The sequence below is a fragment of the Streptomyces sp. NPDC060027 genome, from assembly GCF_042737005.1.
In the GTDB taxonomy this organism is placed as follows: Bacteria; Actinomycetota; Actinomycetes; order Streptomycetales; family Streptomycetaceae; genus Streptomyces.
This window is the reverse complement of record NZ_JBHWVI010000068.1, coordinates 1-16160: the sequence shown is the minus strand read 5'-3', so window position 1 is coordinate 16160 and position 16160 is coordinate 1. Positions and strand designations below refer to the sequence as shown.

General features: G+C 72.1%; 17 protein-coding genes. 8 read left to right on the top strand and 9 right to left on the bottom strand.

Annotated features, from left to right (window positions below; genetic code table 11):
- Positions 1 to 11: 11 nt before the first annotated feature.
- Complete coding sequence (locus ACFWBT_RS18910) at positions 12 to 1016, bottom strand: LacI family DNA-binding transcriptional regulator (RefSeq protein WP_385701605.1); 1005 nt, start codon at positions 1014 to 1016, stop codon at positions 12 to 14.
- 145 nt (positions 1017 to 1161) lie between these two features.
- Between ACFWBT_RS18910 and ACFWBT_RS18905 the strand changes: the two genes are divergently transcribed.
- Together ACFWBT_RS18905 and ACFWBT_RS18900 are read left to right on the top strand one after the other, a co-directional pair.
- Positions 1162 to 2091 (top strand): amidohydrolase, encoded by a 930-nt coding sequence (locus tag ACFWBT_RS18905; RefSeq protein ID WP_385701602.1) that lies wholly within the window; start codon positions 1162 to 1164, stop codon positions 2089 to 2091.
- Positions 2088 to 2636, top strand: coding sequence for a cysteine dioxygenase (locus ACFWBT_RS18900; RefSeq protein WP_385701600.1), 549 nt, complete (start codon positions 2088 to 2090; stop codon positions 2634 to 2636). Before ACFWBT_RS18905 ends, ACFWBT_RS18900 begins: the two co-directional genes overlap by 4 nt.
- On the opposite strand, the gene ACFWBT_RS18895 is transcribed toward ACFWBT_RS18900, so the two are convergent.
- The 4 genes from ACFWBT_RS18895 to ACFWBT_RS18880 all read right to left on the bottom strand — a co-directional run bounded on the left by ACFWBT_RS18895 (position 2594) and on the right by ACFWBT_RS18880 (position 4785).
- Positions 2594 to 3022: a hypothetical protein gene (locus tag ACFWBT_RS18895; protein ID WP_385701598.1), complete on the bottom strand. Its 429-nt coding sequence runs from the start codon at positions 3020 to 3022 to the stop codon at positions 2594 to 2596. The two genes, ACFWBT_RS18900 and ACFWBT_RS18895, sit on opposite strands and share 43 nt — an antisense overlap.
- 317 nt (positions 3023 to 3339) lie before the next feature.
- Positions 3340 to 3831, bottom strand: a complete 492-nt coding sequence (locus ACFWBT_RS18890; RefSeq protein WP_385701595.1) for a hypothetical protein — start codon at positions 3829 to 3831, stop codon at positions 3340 to 3342.
- Between the two features lie 395 nt (positions 3832 to 4226).
- Entirely contained in the window at positions 4227 to 4484 is a 258-nt protein-coding gene (locus ACFWBT_RS18885) for a hypothetical protein (protein WP_385701594.1), read from the bottom strand.
- On the bottom strand, positions 4471 to 4785 hold the full coding sequence (locus tag ACFWBT_RS18880; protein ID WP_385701592.1) for a DUF6400 family protein: 315 nt from the start codon (positions 4783 to 4785) through the stop codon (positions 4471 to 4473). Before ACFWBT_RS18880 ends, ACFWBT_RS18885 begins: the two co-directional genes overlap by 14 nt.
- 233 nt (positions 4786 to 5018) lie before the next feature.
- Between ACFWBT_RS18880 and ACFWBT_RS18875 the strand changes: the two genes are divergently transcribed.
- From ACFWBT_RS18875 to ACFWBT_RS18855, 5 genes are all read left to right on the top strand, one after another.
- Positions 5019 to 5516 carry a lamin tail domain-containing protein gene (locus tag ACFWBT_RS18875; protein WP_385701590.1) on the top strand — a complete coding sequence of 166 codons (498 nt, stop codon included), beginning with the start codon at positions 5019 to 5021 and terminating at the stop codon, positions 5514 to 5516.
- 427 nt (positions 5517 to 5943) lie between these two features.
- Positions 5944 to 7698 (top strand): diacylglycerol kinase family protein, encoded by a 1755-nt coding sequence (locus tag ACFWBT_RS18870; RefSeq protein ID WP_385701588.1) that lies wholly within the window; start codon positions 5944 to 5946, stop codon positions 7696 to 7698.
- Complete coding sequence (locus tag ACFWBT_RS18865; protein ID WP_385701586.1) at positions 7699 to 8652, top strand: YihY/virulence factor BrkB family protein; 954 nt, start codon at positions 7699 to 7701, stop codon at positions 8650 to 8652.
- Positions 8653 to 9438 carry a phosphatase PAP2 family protein gene (locus tag ACFWBT_RS18860; RefSeq protein ID WP_385701583.1) on the top strand — a complete coding sequence of 262 codons (786 nt, stop codon included), beginning with the start codon at positions 8653 to 8655 and terminating at the stop codon, positions 9436 to 9438. It begins immediately after the preceding gene.
- 76 nt (positions 9439 to 9514) lie between these two features.
- Positions 9515 to 10186: a VOC family protein gene (locus ACFWBT_RS18855; RefSeq protein WP_385701581.1), complete on the top strand. Its 672-nt coding sequence runs from the start codon at positions 9515 to 9517 to the stop codon at positions 10184 to 10186.
- Between the two features lie 61 nt (positions 10187 to 10247).
- Here ACFWBT_RS18855 and ACFWBT_RS18850 read toward each other — a convergent pair whose 3' ends face one another.
- Together ACFWBT_RS18850 and ACFWBT_RS18845 are read right to left on the bottom strand one after the other, a co-directional pair.
- Positions 10248 to 10475: a helix-turn-helix domain-containing protein gene (locus ACFWBT_RS18850; protein ID WP_385701578.1), complete on the bottom strand. Its 228-nt coding sequence runs from the start codon at positions 10473 to 10475 to the stop codon at positions 10248 to 10250.
- Positions 10475 to 11122, bottom strand: a complete 648-nt coding sequence (locus ACFWBT_RS18845; protein ID WP_385701575.1) for a DUF2975 domain-containing protein — start codon at positions 11120 to 11122, stop codon at positions 10475 to 10477. The genes ACFWBT_RS18850 and ACFWBT_RS18845 overlap by 1 nt, the downstream gene beginning before the upstream one ends.
- A gap of 164 nt (positions 11123 to 11286) precedes the next feature.
- Between ACFWBT_RS18845 and ACFWBT_RS18840 the strand changes: the two genes are divergently transcribed.
- Positions 11287 to 11619, top strand: coding sequence for a putative quinol monooxygenase (locus tag ACFWBT_RS18840; protein ID WP_385701572.1), 333 nt, complete (start codon positions 11287 to 11289; stop codon positions 11617 to 11619).
- A 225-nt stretch (positions 11620 to 11844) separates the two neighbouring features.
- Here ACFWBT_RS18840 and ACFWBT_RS18835 read toward each other — a convergent pair whose 3' ends face one another.
- Together ACFWBT_RS18835 and ACFWBT_RS18830 are read right to left on the bottom strand one after the other, a co-directional pair.
- Positions 11845 to 12561 carry a DUF4232 domain-containing protein gene (locus ACFWBT_RS18835; RefSeq protein WP_385701570.1) on the bottom strand — a complete coding sequence of 239 codons (717 nt, stop codon included), beginning with the start codon at positions 12559 to 12561 and terminating at the stop codon, positions 11845 to 11847.
- A gap of 159 nt (positions 12562 to 12720) precedes the next feature.
- Positions 12721 to 15843: a BTAD domain-containing putative transcriptional regulator gene (locus tag ACFWBT_RS18830; RefSeq protein ID WP_385701568.1), complete on the bottom strand. Its 3123-nt coding sequence runs from the start codon at positions 15841 to 15843 to the stop codon at positions 12721 to 12723.
- Positions 15844 to 16160 lie beyond the last annotated feature (317 nt).

Below are 16160 nucleotides of genomic sequence, written 5' to 3'. Positions count from 1 at the left end.
CCGCCGGGTCCTCAGACCGCCACGGCCGATCCGCGCGCGCACATCATCGGAGCGCACAGGATCCGCTTTCTGCGCGCCCGTTTCCCTTCGATCGCGGAAGCCGTCAGCCGGGCGGCCTCCGCGGCGATCTGTGCGAGTCCCCAGCCGACGGTGGTGAGCGGCGGAGTGAGGACGCGGGAGACGGGGTGGTCGTCGAAACCGACGACGGAGACGTCCCGTCCCACCACGAGTGACGCCTCCGCCGCCGCCGCGTACACCCCGTACGCCAGGGAGTCGGAGAAGCAGAAGACGGCGGTGGCGCGCCGCTCCCCGTCGAGGACCTTCCGTGCGACGACGGTCGCCGCGCCCAACTCCTGGGGGCAGGGGACGAGTTCGGCCCCTACCCCTATCCGGTCCGCCGCCTCGCGCACATACACGTCGGCGGGCCGGTCGGGCGTACTCGGCCGTGTCGGGGTCAGGACGGTCACCCGGCGGTGGCCGAGGCCGTGGAGGTACTCCAGTACGGCGTCGATCCCGGCCCGGTTGTCGAAGATGACCTGCCCGGCCGTGCGCGCCCGGCTCAGCGAGTCGCCGACGGCGACGACCGGCAGCGCGTCGGCGATCACCGCCCACTCCTCCGCCGCCGGGTTCACCGGAGACACCACGAGCGCGTCCACGCGCTGATCCCGCAACTGCTTGGCGAGGACGAGTTCCCGCTCGGGGTCACCGCCCGCGTCCAGGATCAGCGCGTAGCGGTCGCCGGCCAGGAGTTCCCGGCCGATGGCCGCCATGAGCTGCTGCTGCCACAGGTCCTGGAGGTCACCGGCGAGCACGCCGACCATGCTGGTGCGGCCGCTGGCGAGGGCCCGGGCGATGGGGTCGGCCTCGTAGCCGAGTTCGGCCGCGGCCTTGCGTACGCGCTCCTCGGTCTCCTTGGAGACCTGCTTGCCGCGCAGGGCATAGGAGACAGCGGCGGTGGAGAGGCCGGTGGCCTCGGCCACCTCCCTGAGGGTGGTGCGCTTCTGGGGCCTGACCATGCCGGAAGCCTACCGGCCGCGTCCGCACGGCGGGCACGCGCTTGACACGCCCCGTTGTGAAGCGCTTAAGTTAAGCGCATCACTGAAACGCTTAACCCATGACGCTCCCGCCCTGTCACCGCACGGACTCCTCAAGGACTTCAGGGTGCCCATCGACGTCCATCAGCACATCTGGCCGCCCGACTTCGTCGAGCTGCTGCGTGCGCGCACCGCGCCGCCGCACCTGGACGGCTGGACGCTGCACCTGGAGGGCGAGCCGCCGTACGAGGTGGACCCGGCCGACCACGACATCGACGCCCGTACGCGTCTGGCCCGCGCCGACGGCCTCGACCTCGCCCTGGTCTCCCTCTCCGGCCCGCTGGGCATCGAGCACCTGCCGCCCGCCGAAGCCCTGCCGCTGCTGAGCGCCTTCCACGAGGGAGCACTCGCTTTCCCGGCCCCCTTCGGCGTGTGGGCCTCCCCCTGTCTGAGCGAGCCGGACCCCGGCGCGGTGGAACGCGACCTCCGCCGGGGCTGCGTGGGCCTTCAACTCCCGGCCACAGCGCTCCTGGACGCGGCGGGCCTGCACGCGTGCGCCCCGTTCCTGGACCTCCTGACCCGCCTCGGCAAGCCCCTGTTCGTCCATCCGGGCGTGGCTCCGCCGGTGCTCCGGGCTCCGTCCTGGTGGGCGGCCCTGGTCCCCTACCAACAGCAGTTGCACGGCGCCTGGTTCGCGTTCCGGGCCTTCGGCCGTGCCCGCCATCCGGGACTGCGTGTCTGCTTCGCGGCACTCGCCGGCCTGGCCCCCTTGCACGGCGAACGTCTCGCGGCCCGGGGCGGCGGCCGCGGCGAGGTCGACTTCGACGTCTTCTACGACACCTCCTCCTACGGCACACGGGCCGTGGACGCCCTCGTCCGGGCCGTCGGCATCGACGTCGTCGTCAGCGGCAGCGACCGCCCGTACGCACCCCTCGTCATCCCCGACCTGGGCGCGGAGGCCGCCGTCCACGCCCTGCGCACCGTGAATCCCGCCCGTCTGCTGCGCGGCCGCTCCTGGCCGGTCGGCGGACCTCACCTGGAAGGGAATCCCCCGTGACGTACTCGTCCCTGCCGGACCGCACGCTCGACAAGCACGAACTCCAGCGGCTCGTCGACGACCTCGCCGCCCGGCCCGAGCTCTGGCGCGACCACATCGCCTTCTCCCACCAGGAGCGGCACTACGCCTCCCTGCACCGCGACGAGTTCGTCGACGTCTGGCTGCTCTGCTGGACCCGGCGGAACGACACCGGCTGGCACGACCACGACGTGTCGTCGGGCGCCGTCCGGGTCGTCCAGGGCGCGCTGACCGAGTCCAACCCCCGCATAGGCGGCCGTCATCTGTCCGTCGGCGTCGGCGCGGGTGACTCCTTCTGCTTCGGCCCCGACCACATCCACCGACTCACCGGCGCCACCGACGACGCGGTCTCCCTGCACGCCTACTCGCCACCGCTGTGGCGCCTGGGCCAGTACGACATCAACGAGGACGGTCTGATGCGCCGCGTCTCCGTCTCGTACGCCGACGAACTCCGCCCCCTGGACAGCCCCGCCGGGTCGGGGCTTCACACGGTCGCCGGCGTGCAGGCGCTCAGTCCCGTGACGTAGTTGAGCTGGGGGCCGTAGCCCGCGAAGGTGGCGATGGCGCGGGGAAGCAGGGTGCGGCAGGGGGCTGCCTGGCCGTCGGTGTAGTCGACGGTGACGTCCACGGTGGTGTCGCAGTCGTTGACGACGGTCGTGTAGCGCCAGTCGCTGTAGTAGTGGACGCAGTCCGGAGCCGGCGTCGCGTGGACGGAACCGTCGTCAGGGGCGACCCGGCCGCCGTCCCGCGCTGTGGCGGGTGCGCCGGTCGCGCTCAACAGGCCGAGAGCCGCGGCGAACAGCCCCAGGACCGTCCTGAGCCGGTGCGGGGGCAGGAAACGACTGGCGGGGAGCATGGTGACGTCCTTCATGTCGGCGAAGGCAGCGGCCTTCGAGCCGCTGCGCGATGCCACCCTGCAACGCCTGCAAGAATTGCGCAAAGACATGCAACTTCTTTCAGTCGATGATGAACTCTCAACCGAATCAGTGCCGTTCGCGAAAAAGACCAGCCCAGAGCCTCGCACCCGGCTCCGGCGTGGAATCGACCGCGCCGGCCGGGTCGGGCGGACCGGCGCGTATCGCACTCCTACCGAGAGGTGACAGCGCCCCCGGACCGCACCTTCACCCGGATCGCGTCGACCGCCGGCGATGAGAACCGGCGGCGCCCCGAGCCGCCTCGGCGGGACGGTGGCCGGCCGCGGTGGACCGTGGTCGGCCGGACGAGCCGCGGTCAGCCGCGAGACCTGCCCTGATCCCGTCGGCCCTGGCGGGGCTGGGGGCGGCCACGGCCGCCGGAGCGACGATGCGACGGTGCCGGGGGCGCGTCCGCGCTGTTGAAACCGGGCCCGCTCGGGGCACTGAATCCGCCGGGAACCGCGGGCGCGCTCGCCGGCGCGCCGGCGGCGGCCGTGGGCGCGGGCGGCACGACGGGAGTACGGGTGCGGGGGACGGCGCGGCCCACGACGCGGGTGTGCGTCATCAACGGCGCACAGGCGGCGCAGACTTCCATCAGGGTCCACACCTGGGCAATGGCCGGATCATGGCGCAGCACCAGCAGCACACTGCCCATGCAGTGCACCTGACTGTCCTCGTGGGAGGCGCACTGCGTCTGCCGACAGGCGCAGGCGGCGTCCGCGTGCACGGTGGCCGCGCGGGCATGGGCCCCGACGTGGGCCTCGGCGAAGCGGCGCAGCGCCGCGAGGTCACGGGACCGCGGCGGCATGGCGCAGGGAGAGGAGCACGTGACCGACGCGGTGCGGTCGCTGTGGCCGGAGATGCGGACGGTCCAAGTGCGTCCCGGACGTCGCGCGGCAGGGGATTCGGAGTATGGGAGGTCCAAGACCGGCAGTCCTTCGGCAGTGGGATGTTCGCGCAGGTGCGCATAGTTTCTTTACCCGCGCGGGCCGGTCCGTCATCCACCGGTGGGCCGCGAGCGTCCTCGAATCTACGAGCGATGGCGTGCGCGGGCCCGGACTGCTGTCGTGCGGGGTTGCGATCTTCCCACAGCGGCGCATCGGACAAGTTCGACCCGCCTGGGCCCTTGAGGATATCCCCGCCGTGAAGCAGGGGTCCCGTGGGGGCGGGCCGGATGCCCGGCCCGCGACGCCGGCCCGTCGGTCAGCGCTTCGGACGGCCGCCCGCGATCCGGCTCCACAGGGAGCGGGTGGCGCCGAATCCGGTCTCGTGCACCCAGACATGGGTGCACGACGGGCACTGCAGGTGCAGCAGGCTGCCGGTGGTGGAGAGCAGATAGCGCCAGTGGTCGGAGCACGACCGCCGCTGCTCGCACCCCCCGCACCCACGACTGTCGGCGCAGTTCGGACAGCTCACCCAGGCGCGGCGCCCGGCGTCCGCCTGGGGATCAAGCGGCAGCACTGCCGTCTCCACGCCGCGGAAGCACGCCGGACGCGACCAGGTCGTCGTACACGCGCTGCTGCTCGTCGTCCAGACCGGAGTACAGAAGAGCGTACGCGGCTTCCTCCCCGCGCAGTGCCTCCATCGGGTCCCAGTCGGAGCCGAGGGCGGACAGGACCTGGGCCTGCCGCAGGACCTCCTGGGCGGTGAGGTCGATGGTGAAGTCGACCAGTGCGGGGGCGTCCGGCCGACCGGCATCCGCGGGGCGCGGGCCGTCGGCCTCGCCGGGGCCGTCGGTGAGCGGGGGATTCTGTGAGGCCATGGGACAGAACTTAGGTATGCCTTTCTTGTTGGGGCAAGGGGAGGTGGGGCACATCACAGCAGGTCGGCGCCGTGCCGGCGGGCCTCGCGGCGGGGTGGCCGACCCCGCCCGGTGACCCAGGCGGGGTGCTCACCCGGCGAGGAGTTCACGTATCCCACACACTCCCGTCACTCACCGGTCACACCTAGGTATGCTCCTGGGGCTCCATCCGCACTACTGAGGGGGGATTCCTCATGCGTATACGCAATGCCCTGGCTGTCACCGCCGCCGCTGCCGGAACGCTCGCCGCCATCGCCGCCGCGCCGGCGCAGGCCGCCGAGTTCTCGTCCGCGCTGAAGATCAAGGGCGTCCAGTACGACGCGCCCGGCTCGGACTCCAACAGCTGCTCCACCGGCAACAGCAAGAGCGAATACCTGACGGTCAAGAACTACTCGTCCAGCGCGACGGTCAACCTGAAGGGCTACCGCGTCAAGGACGCCACGGGCAACACGTTCATCTTCCCGGCGAACCACTACCTCCAGCCCGGGGACTACATCAAGCTCCGCGGCGGGCACGGCACCGACTCGGACACGAACAACGTCGTCTACCGCCAGAACTGCAACTTCATCTGGAACAACGACAAGGACACCATCAAGCTGTCCAAGCCGTCCGGCGCCGGCGCCGACGTCCACTCGTACTCCAAGTCGGCCGACGACCGTGACAACAACGGCTACATCACGTATCACGGCTGAGCCGACCGGCAGGGCCCGTTGACGGGTCCGGCGACGGGCTCGGGCTCCGGCCCGCTCGGACGACCGCCCCAGGTGCGCCGGGCGCGCACGCGCTGCGCCTGGGGCGGGTCCGACCCGTCGTTCCGGCAGTTCCGCACCACGGTCGACAGTCCGCTCCGCGCCACGACCGGCAGCCTCCTCCACGCCACGGCCGGCAGCCTCCTCCGCGTTCACGACCGATCCGGCCGGGCTCGCCCCACCAGGTGCGGCGAGCCACTCACCCCGGATCAGCGCCCCTCCGCGGGAACCCGCTCGAAACCGGGGCCTGTGAGCATTTCCACGCCGCGACAGGTCTGTCCGTGACGTTCCGGGGCAAACGGCGATGGACCCGGGAGGAAGCTCGGCCCGGGCCGAACCATGCCGCACCGTGCGACCCCTGGGAGCCCCGATGCCGACCGCCGTGCCGGACCGACCTGCCGCCATGCCCGGCAGCCGAACCGAAGCCACTGGCCCCGCCCGCTCGTTCCCTCTGCCCCGGGGCACCGGCCGGACCGCCGCGCGCATCGCCGCGCTGACCGTCTGCCAGGCGGCGTTGATGGTGGGCATCGGACTCCTGATCACCGGTCCCGCCCGGGGACTGTGGCCGATCACGGCCGAAGACACGGTGAACGAAGGCCTCGAACGGGTCCGCACCGGCACGCTCACCACGCTGTCGTCCGTCGCCTCGGAGGCCGGCAACACCCTCACGGTGATCGCCATCACGCTGGCGGCCTGCCTGGGCCTGCTCCTGATACCCCGTCTTCCGATGTGGCGCCAAGCGATCTTCCTCGCCGTCGCCGTCTCGCTCCAGTCGCTGGTCTTCCTGGCCATCACCGAGTCGGTGGACCGGCACCGGCCGGACGTGGACCGCCTCGACGCCTCGCCGCCCACCTCCAGTTACACCTCCGGGCACACCGGCGCGGCGACCGCGCTCTACGCGGGTCTGGCAGTGCTCGCGCTGTCCCGGATCCGCGGACCGTGGCGCAGGATCGTGGGCGGACTGCTGCTGCTCCTGCCGCTGCTCGTGGGTGCCGCCCGGCTCTACCGGGGCATGCACCACCCCACGGACGTCCTGGGCGGTCTCGCCAACGGTGGCCTGTCCCTGCTGATCGTGGGCCGCGCCCTGCTCGTCGAGAAGTCCGTGACCGCTCCGCCGTCGGCGGGCTCCGTACCGGCCGCACGCACCCCGGACGCCCGCGGCGGCGAGGCGCGTCAGGGCGCGACCGCCGTGATCCTCAATCCCACGGTGACCGACGAGGCCGCCCGCCACGAGCTGCGGCGGGTCCTCGAACGGCACGGCCACCGCGACCCCGTGTTCCTGGAGACCACCGCGGACGACCCGGGCGCCGGTCAGACGGACCAGGCCCTTCGTCAGGGCGCCACGCTGGTGGTGGTCTGCGGCGGTGACGGGACCGTCCGCACGGTCGCCGACGCCCTGGCCGACCGTGACGTTCCGCTGGTCATCGTGCCCTGCGGCACCGGCAATCTGCTGGCGCGCAACCTCGGTCTGCCGCTCTCCCCCACCGCGGCACTCGACGCGGCGCTCGGCGGCAGTCCGCACCGTCTCGACCTGGCGAGCATCGAGGGCGACGGCCTGACCGCCACCCGGTTCGCCGCGATGGCCGGGGCGGGCCTCGACGCGGAGATGATGGAGCACACCGACGAGCACACCAAGGCCACCCTGGGCTGGCCGGCCTACGTCCTGGCAGGCATCGGAACGCTGCGCACGCCCCGGATGCGCGTGACGATCCGGCTGGACGACTCCCCCGCCTTCCGCCGTACGGCCCGTATGGTGCTCCTCGCCAACGTCGGAACCGTGCAGGGCGGGATGACACTGCTGCCCGCCGCCCAGCCCGACGACGGACTGCTCGACCTCCTGGTCCTCGACCCCCGCGGCCCCGGCGGCTGGCTGCGCGCCGTGGGGACACTGCTGCGCGGCCGCGCCCGGCCGCCCCGGCCGTCCACCGTGCACACCCTCGCGGCCGAGGGCGACACCCGAAGCGGGGTCCCCGTCGAGTTCTTCACCTTCCGCCGCGCCGAACTCACCTTCGACACCCCGCAGGCCCGGGAGCTCGACGGGGACCCGGTGGGCACCGGCCGACGTCTCACCGCCGAGGTCAGGCCCGGCGCACTGACCGTCCTGCTGCCACCCCGGGGGAAGTGAATGAGTACCGCGACCAAGGTCCCCGAGACCCGTGACATGACCGGCGACGAGCTCTCCGCCGACGATGCGCTGGTCTCCCTGCGCCGCTACGGCGGCTGGCCCCTGCTGCGCGACGCGTTCATCCGGTTCCGCTACGCCGACGGGTTCAGCCATTCCCGGGCGCTCGCCCTGCAGACGGTGCTGGCCCTGATCCCGCTCGCCATCGCGTTCGTGGGACTCTCCTCGGCACTGCACACCGAGGACATCGGCAGGGTCGCCCAACTGACGATCCGCCGGCTCGCCGCGGGCCCGAGCGCCGACGTCGTCGACGACGCGCTCCGCCGCAGCCGACACACGGCGGGCGACGGGGCGCAGGTCGCCCTGTGGTTCGGCCTCGGCTTCTCCCTGGTCAACGTGACGACCGCGATGTGCCAGATAGAGCGCGGCGCCAACAGGATCTACGGGAACGAGCGCGACCGCGACTTCCACCTGAAGTATCTGCGCGGCCTGGTGATGTCCCTCAGCGCGGGAATCCCGCTCGGCCTCGGGTTCATCCTGATGGTGGCCGGCGGCGATCTGGCGTCCTCGATCGTGACCGTCTACCACATCGACGGAGGCGCCAAGACCGCCTGGGACCTGCTGCGTTGGCCCTTCGGGCTGCTCCTCGCCCTCATGTCGGCCAGTGCGATCTTCCGCCGCTCGCCGCGTCGCCGGCAGCCCGGGTACACCTGGCTGGCCTTCGGCGCCGCCGTGTACCTGGTGCTGTGGACGGCGCTGACCTGGCTGCTGAGTCTCTATCTCGGGGTCAGCGGCTCCTTCGACACGGTCTACGGCCCGCTCAGCGCCTTCATGTCGCTGCTGCTCTGGGCCTACCTGACCTCGATCGCCCTGTTCCTCGGACTGTCCTTCGCGGCGCAACTGGAGGCCTCACGGGCCCGGCGCCCCGGTCCGATCCACCCCGACCCGGGAGTCTGAATGGCAACGCGCGTCGCGGTCCGGAGTCTGCGCGAACGTCGGCGACAAGCAGCCGACCGCCGATTCGGCGTCCGGCTCCTCGGCTCGGCCGCCGTCGCCGCGATCGCCGCGGTGCCCTTCGGCCTGATCCTCGTCCTCGTCGAGGGACAGTGGGGACCCCTGCGCCGGCTGGACTCCGGGGCCGCCCGGCGGTTGCACGGCCTCGCCCTGGACCATCCCGCCTGGACGAGTACGCTGCGCTTCCTGTCCGACCGGGTCTGGGATCCGCTCACGTTGCGTACGGCCGTGGGGCTGCTGACCGTCTGGCTGCTGTACCGCCGGGCGTGGCGTCTGGCCGCCTGGTCCGCCGTGACGGCCGTGGCCGGGGGGCTCATCGGGCTACTGGTGAAGACGGTCGTCGAGCGGGCCCGTCCGTCGCTGGAGGATCCCGTGGCGCGGGCTCCCGGCTTCTCGTTCCCGTCGGGTCACGCGATGACCGCCACCACCTCGTTCGCCATCCTGTTGCTGGTCCTGCTCCCCATGGTGCCGCGCACCTGGCGAACGCTCTGCTGGTACGTCGCCGTGATCTCCGTCCTCGGGGTCGGCTTCACCCGCGTCGCCCTGGGCGTGCACTGGTTCAGTGACGTGGTGGGCGGCTGGCTGCTCGGTCTGGCCGTCGTCGCCCTCACCGCCTGGGCGTTCGAGGCCTGGCGGGCCGACGCGGGGCGGGTCCATGCCGACATCGGCGAGGGTCTGGAGCCCGAACTCACCGACGAACGGCCGGAACCGGGGGCATCAGGCGGTTGAGCGCGGGCGCCCGCCGCCTGACGGTCCCTGGGCCACCGTGTCGCGTGGCGCGGGTGAGGACTGGAATCATGGGCCCATGGACAAGGTCGGCAACCTCCAGATTCTTGAATCGATCGCGCGCGGACTGAACGACTGGCGCAAGCTCGCTCAGCCGCTCGCCGCCCGCTACCGGGCCGCCGACGCGGGCTCCGGGGGCGCCTTCGTGAGCGCGGTCGCGCAGGCGTCGGTCATCGCCGGGCATGACGTTCCGGAGATCAGGCTGGGGCCCGGTCTGGTCGATGTGAGCCTGTACAGCGTCGACGCGAGCGGTGCCCGCTGGGTCACCCCGAAGGACCTCGACCTGGCTCGCGTCATCTCGGGGCTGGCCCGCGAACACGGGCTGACGGCCACCCCGGACGAGGTGGCCCAGGTGGAGATCGGGCTCGACACCGCGGACGACGCGACGGCGGGCCCCTTCTGGGCGGCGCTGCTCACGGGAGACGCCGGCAACACGGTGCACGACTCGGTCTTCGACCCGACGAACCGTGTCCCCGGCGTGTGGTTCCAGCCGACCGATGCCCACGAGACCCCGCGCCAGCGCTGGCACATGGATCTGTGGCTGGCCCCCGAGGCGGCGCGGACTCGCATTCCGGCCGCCGTCGCCGCCGGGGGCACCGTGGTCGACGATTCCCACGCCCCGTCGTACACCGTGCTCGCCGACCCGGAGGGAAACCGGGTCTGCGTCTGCACGGCGGTCGACCGTGACTGAGAACGCCCGCCGGAGCGACCTGGGATCGGCCGATGCCGAGAGCCTCGCGCGGCCCCGGCACTCAGTGCGGGCGGTGGCTGAGGAGATCCCCCGGCTGGCACTCCAGCACCTCGCAGATCCGGGTCAGGGTGGTGAACCGTACGGCTCTCGCCCGGCCGTTCTTCAGGATCGACAGGTTCACGTGCGTGACCCCGACCCGGTCGGCGAGCTCGGCCAGGGTCATCCCGCGCTCTTCGAGCAGGCGATCGAGATGGACCTCGATCGCGTGCTCCTCCTTCTCTTCGGACATCAGACCGTTCCGTCGAGGTCTTCGCGCATGGCGATGCCGATGCGCATGACCCGGGCGAACGAGAGGACGCCGAGGCCGGTGAGGACCGCCATGAAGGGCATGTCCCACGTCAACAGGCCGGTGACGGCGGTGTCTTCGGCATTCCGGCTCAGGGAGTGGACGAGAGACTGCTCCGTCGTGGACTCGGCGATCGCGGCCAGCACACTGCCGGCCAGCAGCCACCAGCCCACCCTGCGCAGCCGCCCCGCGGTCCGTGCGGTGTAGAGGCCTTCGCGCTCCGCACCCCGGATCAACAGGAGCACGAGCAGGAGCGCTCCGACGCTGAAGACGAACGGGGGAACCTGTATCGCGGTGTGGAGCAGGCTCTGGGCCGTGGTGGGGTCCTCGGTGCAGTAGCTCGGGTGGGCGTCCAGCTCGATCGTGGCTCCCGGCGCGGGCTTGAACTCCATGGGTGGCACGTCGCCGCCGCTCGTCGTCGTGGACTGATCCGTGACGCAGACCGACGTGTCGCCGATGCCGAGGACGTGCAGGTGCAGGCCGTCCACGAACAGCCCCAACACGCCCACCAGTATCAGCGCCGCGAGCAGCGTCACGATGCCCTTGACCGCGCTCGACAGCGGCTCCAGCGGATTGCGTACCGTTGCCATGACTTCCCCCGTATCGATTATCGATGTTATCGAAAAACGATACAGAGCGAGGCGGGCCTCGGCAACAGCAATCGACCGGAGGTTCCCCCCGTCGGCCTACGGGCCCATGGTGTTCAACCGCCGCCGACGGCACAGAATGGCTCGACACCGACCGAGGAGCCTTCATGATCTTCATTACCGTCAAGTTCCGTGTCCGCCCCGAAGACGCGGAGCGGTGGCCCGAGATCACCGCCGCCTTCACCGCGGCGACCCGCGCCGAGCCCGGCTGCCTCTGGTTCGACTGGTCCCGGAGTCTCGACGATCCGACGGAGTACGTGCTGGTGGAGGCCTTCCGGGACGACGAGGCCGGCGCGTCCCACGTCCAGTCCGACCATTTCAAGGCCGCGCAGCAGGCCCTGCCCGGGCACCTGGCCGCGACCCCGCGCATCGTGAACATGAAGATCGACCAGGACGACTGGTCCCTCCTGGGCGAGATGACCGTCGAGGAACAGCCCTAGGGACCAGGGGAAGTTCAGTTCCGGGGCAGTTCCGGGGCAGTTCCGGGGCAGCTCCGGGGGCGGTGGCCGCGGCCCCGTCCGGCTCACGACGAACGGTCGCATCCGGTGACCCGGGGCCGGTGGCCTCGGGCGAGTGGATGCGACCGTGTTCGTGGACGGTGTGGATCAGGCGGTGTGGATCAGGCGGTGCGGACCGGGCCGTGAGCCCGGGTGACCCGGCCTGTCCTAGAAGTCGTCGGCACCGTTGCGGAGTTCGTGGGTCCAGTAGCCGGTGGCCCACTTCGCGGAGTCGACGGCGATGCCGTCGGCCCCCGGGGCCCTCACGGTGGCCAGTCCGCTGCCGCCCTGGATCATGACGGAGAAGGCCGTCACCGGCTCGGTGTCCTCGTCCTTGCCACCGTCCGACAGCCTCACGAGAGCGTAGGCGGGTGCCCCGGCGGCCAGCACGACGGGAGCGCCCGGCTTGCTCTTGGCGACGGCGGGCACGTTCTCCCGGTGGCTCTCCAGGAACTGGATCTCGGGGAAGCCGTTCATGCGGCAGCTGTGGCCCGAGGTGTTCTTGGCCGTCAGCACGATGTGGGTGTGGGGCGGGCCGCCCTGGTAGGCCGCGCTGATGGCGACGTCCTTGGTGGTGCACACGGGGGTGGAGCCGGACGCCTTGCCCGAGCCCGAGCCGGACCCCGAACCCGCCGCGGCGTCCGAACCCGATCCGGAACCCGTCGAGTTCTTCGCGCCGGCGGAACCGCCGGTGGTGCCGGAGTCCTTCGCGTTGTCGGCGTTCTGCGCGGCCGTCCCCGAGGACGCCGCCTGCGAGGAGCCGCGGGTGTCCGGGCCCGACGTCTTCGTGCCGGTGCCGTCCTGCCCGCAGGCGGTGAGGGCCAGAGCGAGCATGGCCGTGGTCGTGGCGGCGAGCAGAGTGGTGCGGTTACGGATGGTGCTCACGAAGGATCCCCCGAGAATACGTGCGGCGAACGCCGGATCATGAGGCGCGCCGTCCCTGAACTGCTGACATGCATCAGTCTTGGGCCTGGCGCTCACGTCACGCTGACGTCGCACTGGCGTGCCGCTGACGTCCGCGAGGTGACCGAGCGCACACGGAGGTCACCCGTCGTCGGCGATCCGGCGCACCGCCTCCTCGTACCGTCTGCGGTAGTCCGCCCCCGGGTTCACCCGCAGCAGCGCCGCCAGGGCCTGTACGGCGCCCTCGTCGTAACCGGCGCGTTCGGCCTCCCCGGCGGCCCGGTCCAGCAGCAGGATTCCCTCACTGTCGGCGCCCAGCGCCAGTTGGGCCTCCCCGCTGACGGTCAGCAGCAGTGCTCTCCGGGCCGCCTCCTCGTGCTCGGGGCCGAGATCGAGGGCCGTACGAGCCGATCGCAGCGCCTCTCGGGGCTGGTTCGCGGTGAGTTGTATCCGGGCGAGGTGCTGGAGCGCGAGCATCTCGGTGTGCGCGTCCGGTTCCTCGCGGGCCAGCTCGATGGCCTGGGCGCAGTTGTCCAGCGCGGCCCCGAGGTCGCCCTGCCCGGCTTCGACGACGGCGAGGTTGATGAGCGCGGTCGCCTCGCCGAGCCGGTCGCCCGCCTGCCGGGCGAGTGGGGGCGAGAGTTCCAGCAGAGCGAGTGCCTGGGTCGGCCGGCCTTCCTCGCTCAGCACCCAGCCGAGCAGCGTGAGCACACGAGACTGGGCATACGGGTCGCGCTGGGCACGCGCGCATTCCAGCGCGATGTTCAGCAGCGGAACCCAGTTGTCCCTTACCCGCCACACCACTTGGGGCCACTGGAGCAGGATGATGCGCCAGGCGCGGTCGTCGAGGCCGGCGGCCCGGGCCGCGCCGACGGCCAGGGCCAGGTCGTCGCGTTCGGTGGCCAGCCAGTGCATGGCCGCCGCCCGGTCGGTGAAGTCCCGTACGGCGGCGGGACGACGGAAGCCGTGCGGCAGCGTGAAGCAGGGTTCGCCGCCCGGTTGCGCGGTGTCGGCGGCGGCGAGCGCGGTGGCGATGTAGTGGTCGAGGACGCCGGTGAGGGCCTCGCGTGCGGATCCGGGATCGAGCGTGCGGGCGTAGAGGCGTACCAGATCGTGCAGTTCCCACCGACCGGGTGCCGTCTCGGTGACCAGGTGGGCGGCGGCGAGGCGCTCCAGTGCCGCGGCGGCGACGGGCGGGTCCGTGTCTGCCAGTGCCGCGGCGGTGAAGGGGTCGAAGTGCGCGCCGGGATGGTGGCCGAGCCGGGTGAACTGATGCAGTGCGTCGGGCGGCAGTTGCTGCACGGTCAGTCGCAGGGCGGCGGAGACACTGGTGTCGTCCACGTCGAGGTAGGTCAAGCGGCTCTGCTCGTCGGCGAGTTCGTCCGCGAGGTCGGCGAGCGTCCGCTGCGGGCGGCCGGCCAGTCGTGCGGCGGTGACGCGCAGGGCGAGGGGCAGTCCGCCGCACAGTTCGGTGAGTCTGCGCGCCGCGACCGGTTCGGCGAGAATTCGGTCCTTGCCGACGACGCCGGCCAACAGGGCGGTGCCGTCCTGGGGTTCGAGGCTGTCGAGCGGGACGGCGCCGGCCGCCTCGGAGGCGATGAGACCGTCCAGCCGGTGCCTGCTGGTGACCAGGGTGACGCAGTTGGCGCCGCCCGGCAGAAGCGCGCGGACGGTGGCGGAGTCGCGGGCGTTGTCGAGGATGACGAGCAGACGGCGCCGATGGGTCAGGGAACGGAAGAGCGCGGCCGCGGCCGACGCCGATTCGGGCACGCGGCGCGGGGGCACGCCGAGCGCCGGGAGGAACTCGCGGAGCACTTCTATGAGTTCGGGTTCGCCGGTGTCGCTGAATCCGCGCAGGTCGGCGAAGAGCCGTCCGTCCGGGAACATGTCGGCGTTGCGGTGGCCCCACTGGACGGCGAGCGCGGTCTTGCCCACCCCGGGCAGCCCGGTGACCAGGCAGACGGGTCCCTCGGCCGCGGCGGCGCGGGTCAGCGCGGCCAGTTCGGCCTCCCGTCCGTGGAAGCCGCGAGGTGCCCGCGGCAGCAGATCCGTGGGATACGGCAGCCCGCCGACCAGGGGCGGGAGAACAACGGACCTGGAAGGTGCGGGCGTTGAGGCGGAGAGTCCGTCGGTACGGTCGTTCGGCGCCGCCGGAGGGAGTCCACCCGGCGAGTCGTACGCGCGGTCGGCGGCCCGGGTGACCGGGTGAGGACCGTAGGGCCCCGGCCGGTCCTCTGCCCCTTGATGCACCGGCCGTTGATGCAGCAGCCCGTGCTGAACGGACGTCTGGTGCACCACTTCTTGCTGTCCGGAGCCGTGGTGCCCGGAGCCTTGATGACCGGGCCCTTGGTGTCCCGTAGGTGGGTGTCCTGTCGGTTCGTGTCCCACCGGTTCGTGTCCGGCCGTTCGGGGTCGGGGCGCGTTCCGGCCGGACTCGGCGGCCTGGCGGCCGGCTGCGTCGCGTATCGCCGTGGCCGGTGCCGCGACCGGGTCGGCCGAGGTGTCCGGTCCGCCCTGCTGGACCTGGTCGCCACGCAGGATCAGGGCGTACGCCTGGGCGAGTTCGCGCCCCGGGTCGACGCCGAGTTCGTCGGCGAGCAGCCGCCTGGTGCGGTGGAACCAGTCCAGCGCCTCCGACTGGCGTCCGGCCCGGTACAGGGCGGTCATCAGGGACGCGGCCAACGGCTCCCGCATGGGGTGGGTGACCGCTTCCGCGCGCAGGACGGCCGCGGCGCGGTCGTGCTCCCCCAACGCGGTGTGAGCACGGGCCAGTTGCTCGACGGCCACCAGCCGCGATTCCTCCAGCGAGTGCGCGGCCGCCTGAAGCGGCGGGCCGGGGAACGCGCCCGCGAGGGCGGGCCCCTGCCACAGGGACAGGGCGTCCTTGAGCATCAGTACGGCGTCGTGCGCGTCCTGCTGCTCCCTGGCCAGCGCGAGCAGTTCCTCGAACCGCTGGGAATCCAGCAGGGTTTCGGGCGCCCGCAGGGTGTACGCGTCGCCGAGTGTGGCCAGTTCGACCCCGTAGGCGGCGGCATCCGCACCGGCCAGCAGGGCGCGCAGCTGCGACACATGCCCCTGGATGACGCTCCGGGCGTGCAGCGGTGGCGCGTCGTCCCACAGACAGTCCGTCAGACGTGCGACGGGCACAGGAGTGTTGACCGACAGCAGCAGCGCCGCGAGGAGGCTGCGGCGCTTGGCCGGGCCGAGTGGCAGCGGTCCCACGAGGGTGTCGACCGACACCGTGCCGAGCAGCCGGAACTCCACGGGCGCGATCCCTTCCAGGTGGGAGGCACCCGAGGTCGGAGATGAGGACGAAGTTCCAGGATATCGGGGGTGCGGCGGCCCGCTGACGGCGTAGGTCGGTCTCCGGCCACGGCCCGCGGGACGCCTCATGCCCGGCGGGACCGGCGTCGCGGCGCGAGCGGGGCCTGCCGGAAAGCGCACGGCGGCCCGTGCGGGCCGAGCGGACGGCCGGGCTCGTGCCTGACCCGGGACAGGTATGCCGACGGCCCCTGGCCGCTGGGGACGCATACGGCCCGGAGACGGTCATGCCGACAGCCCTGCGGTCCCGGCGTCAGTGC

Coding starts and splice junctions, on each gene's coding strand:
- ACFWBT_RS18845 (WP_385701575.1), bottom strand. CDS start 11,122: ATGGCAACGGTACGCAATCCGCTGGAGCCGCTGTCGAGCGCGGTCAAG.
- ACFWBT_RS18860 (WP_385701583.1), top strand. CDS start 8,653: ATGGCAACGCGCGTCGCGGTCCGGAGTCTGCGCGAACGTCGGCGACAA.
- ACFWBT_RS18910 (WP_385701605.1), bottom strand. CDS start 1,016: ATGGTCAGGCCCCAGAAGCGCACCACCCTCAGGGAGGTGGCCGAGGCC.
- ACFWBT_RS18870 (WP_385701588.1), top strand. CDS start 5,944: ATGCCGACCGCCGTGCCGGACCGACCTGCCGCCATGCCCGGCAGCCGA.
- ACFWBT_RS18875 (WP_385701590.1), top strand. CDS start 5,019: ATGCGTATACGCAATGCCCTGGCTGTCACCGCCGCCGCTGCCGGAACG.
- ACFWBT_RS18890 (WP_385701595.1), bottom strand. CDS start 3,831: ATGCCGCCGCGGTCCCGTGACCTCGCGGCGCTGCGCCGCTTCGCCGAG.
- ACFWBT_RS18865 (WP_385701586.1), top strand. CDS start 7,699: ATGAGTACCGCGACCAAGGTCCCCGAGACCCGTGACATGACCGGCGAC.
- ACFWBT_RS18855 (WP_385701581.1), top strand. CDS start 9,515: ATGGACAAGGTCGGCAACCTCCAGATTCTTGAATCGATCGCGCGCGGA.
- ACFWBT_RS18850 (WP_385701578.1), bottom strand. CDS start 10,475: ATGTCCGAAGAGAAGGAGGAGCACGCGATCGAGGTCCATCTCGATCGC.
- ACFWBT_RS18880 (WP_385701592.1), bottom strand. CDS start 4,785: ATGGCCTCACAGAATCCCCCGCTCACCGACGGCCCCGGCGAGGCCGAC.
- ACFWBT_RS18840 (WP_385701572.1), top strand. CDS start 11,287: ATGATCTTCATTACCGTCAAGTTCCGTGTCCGCCCCGAAGACGCGGAG.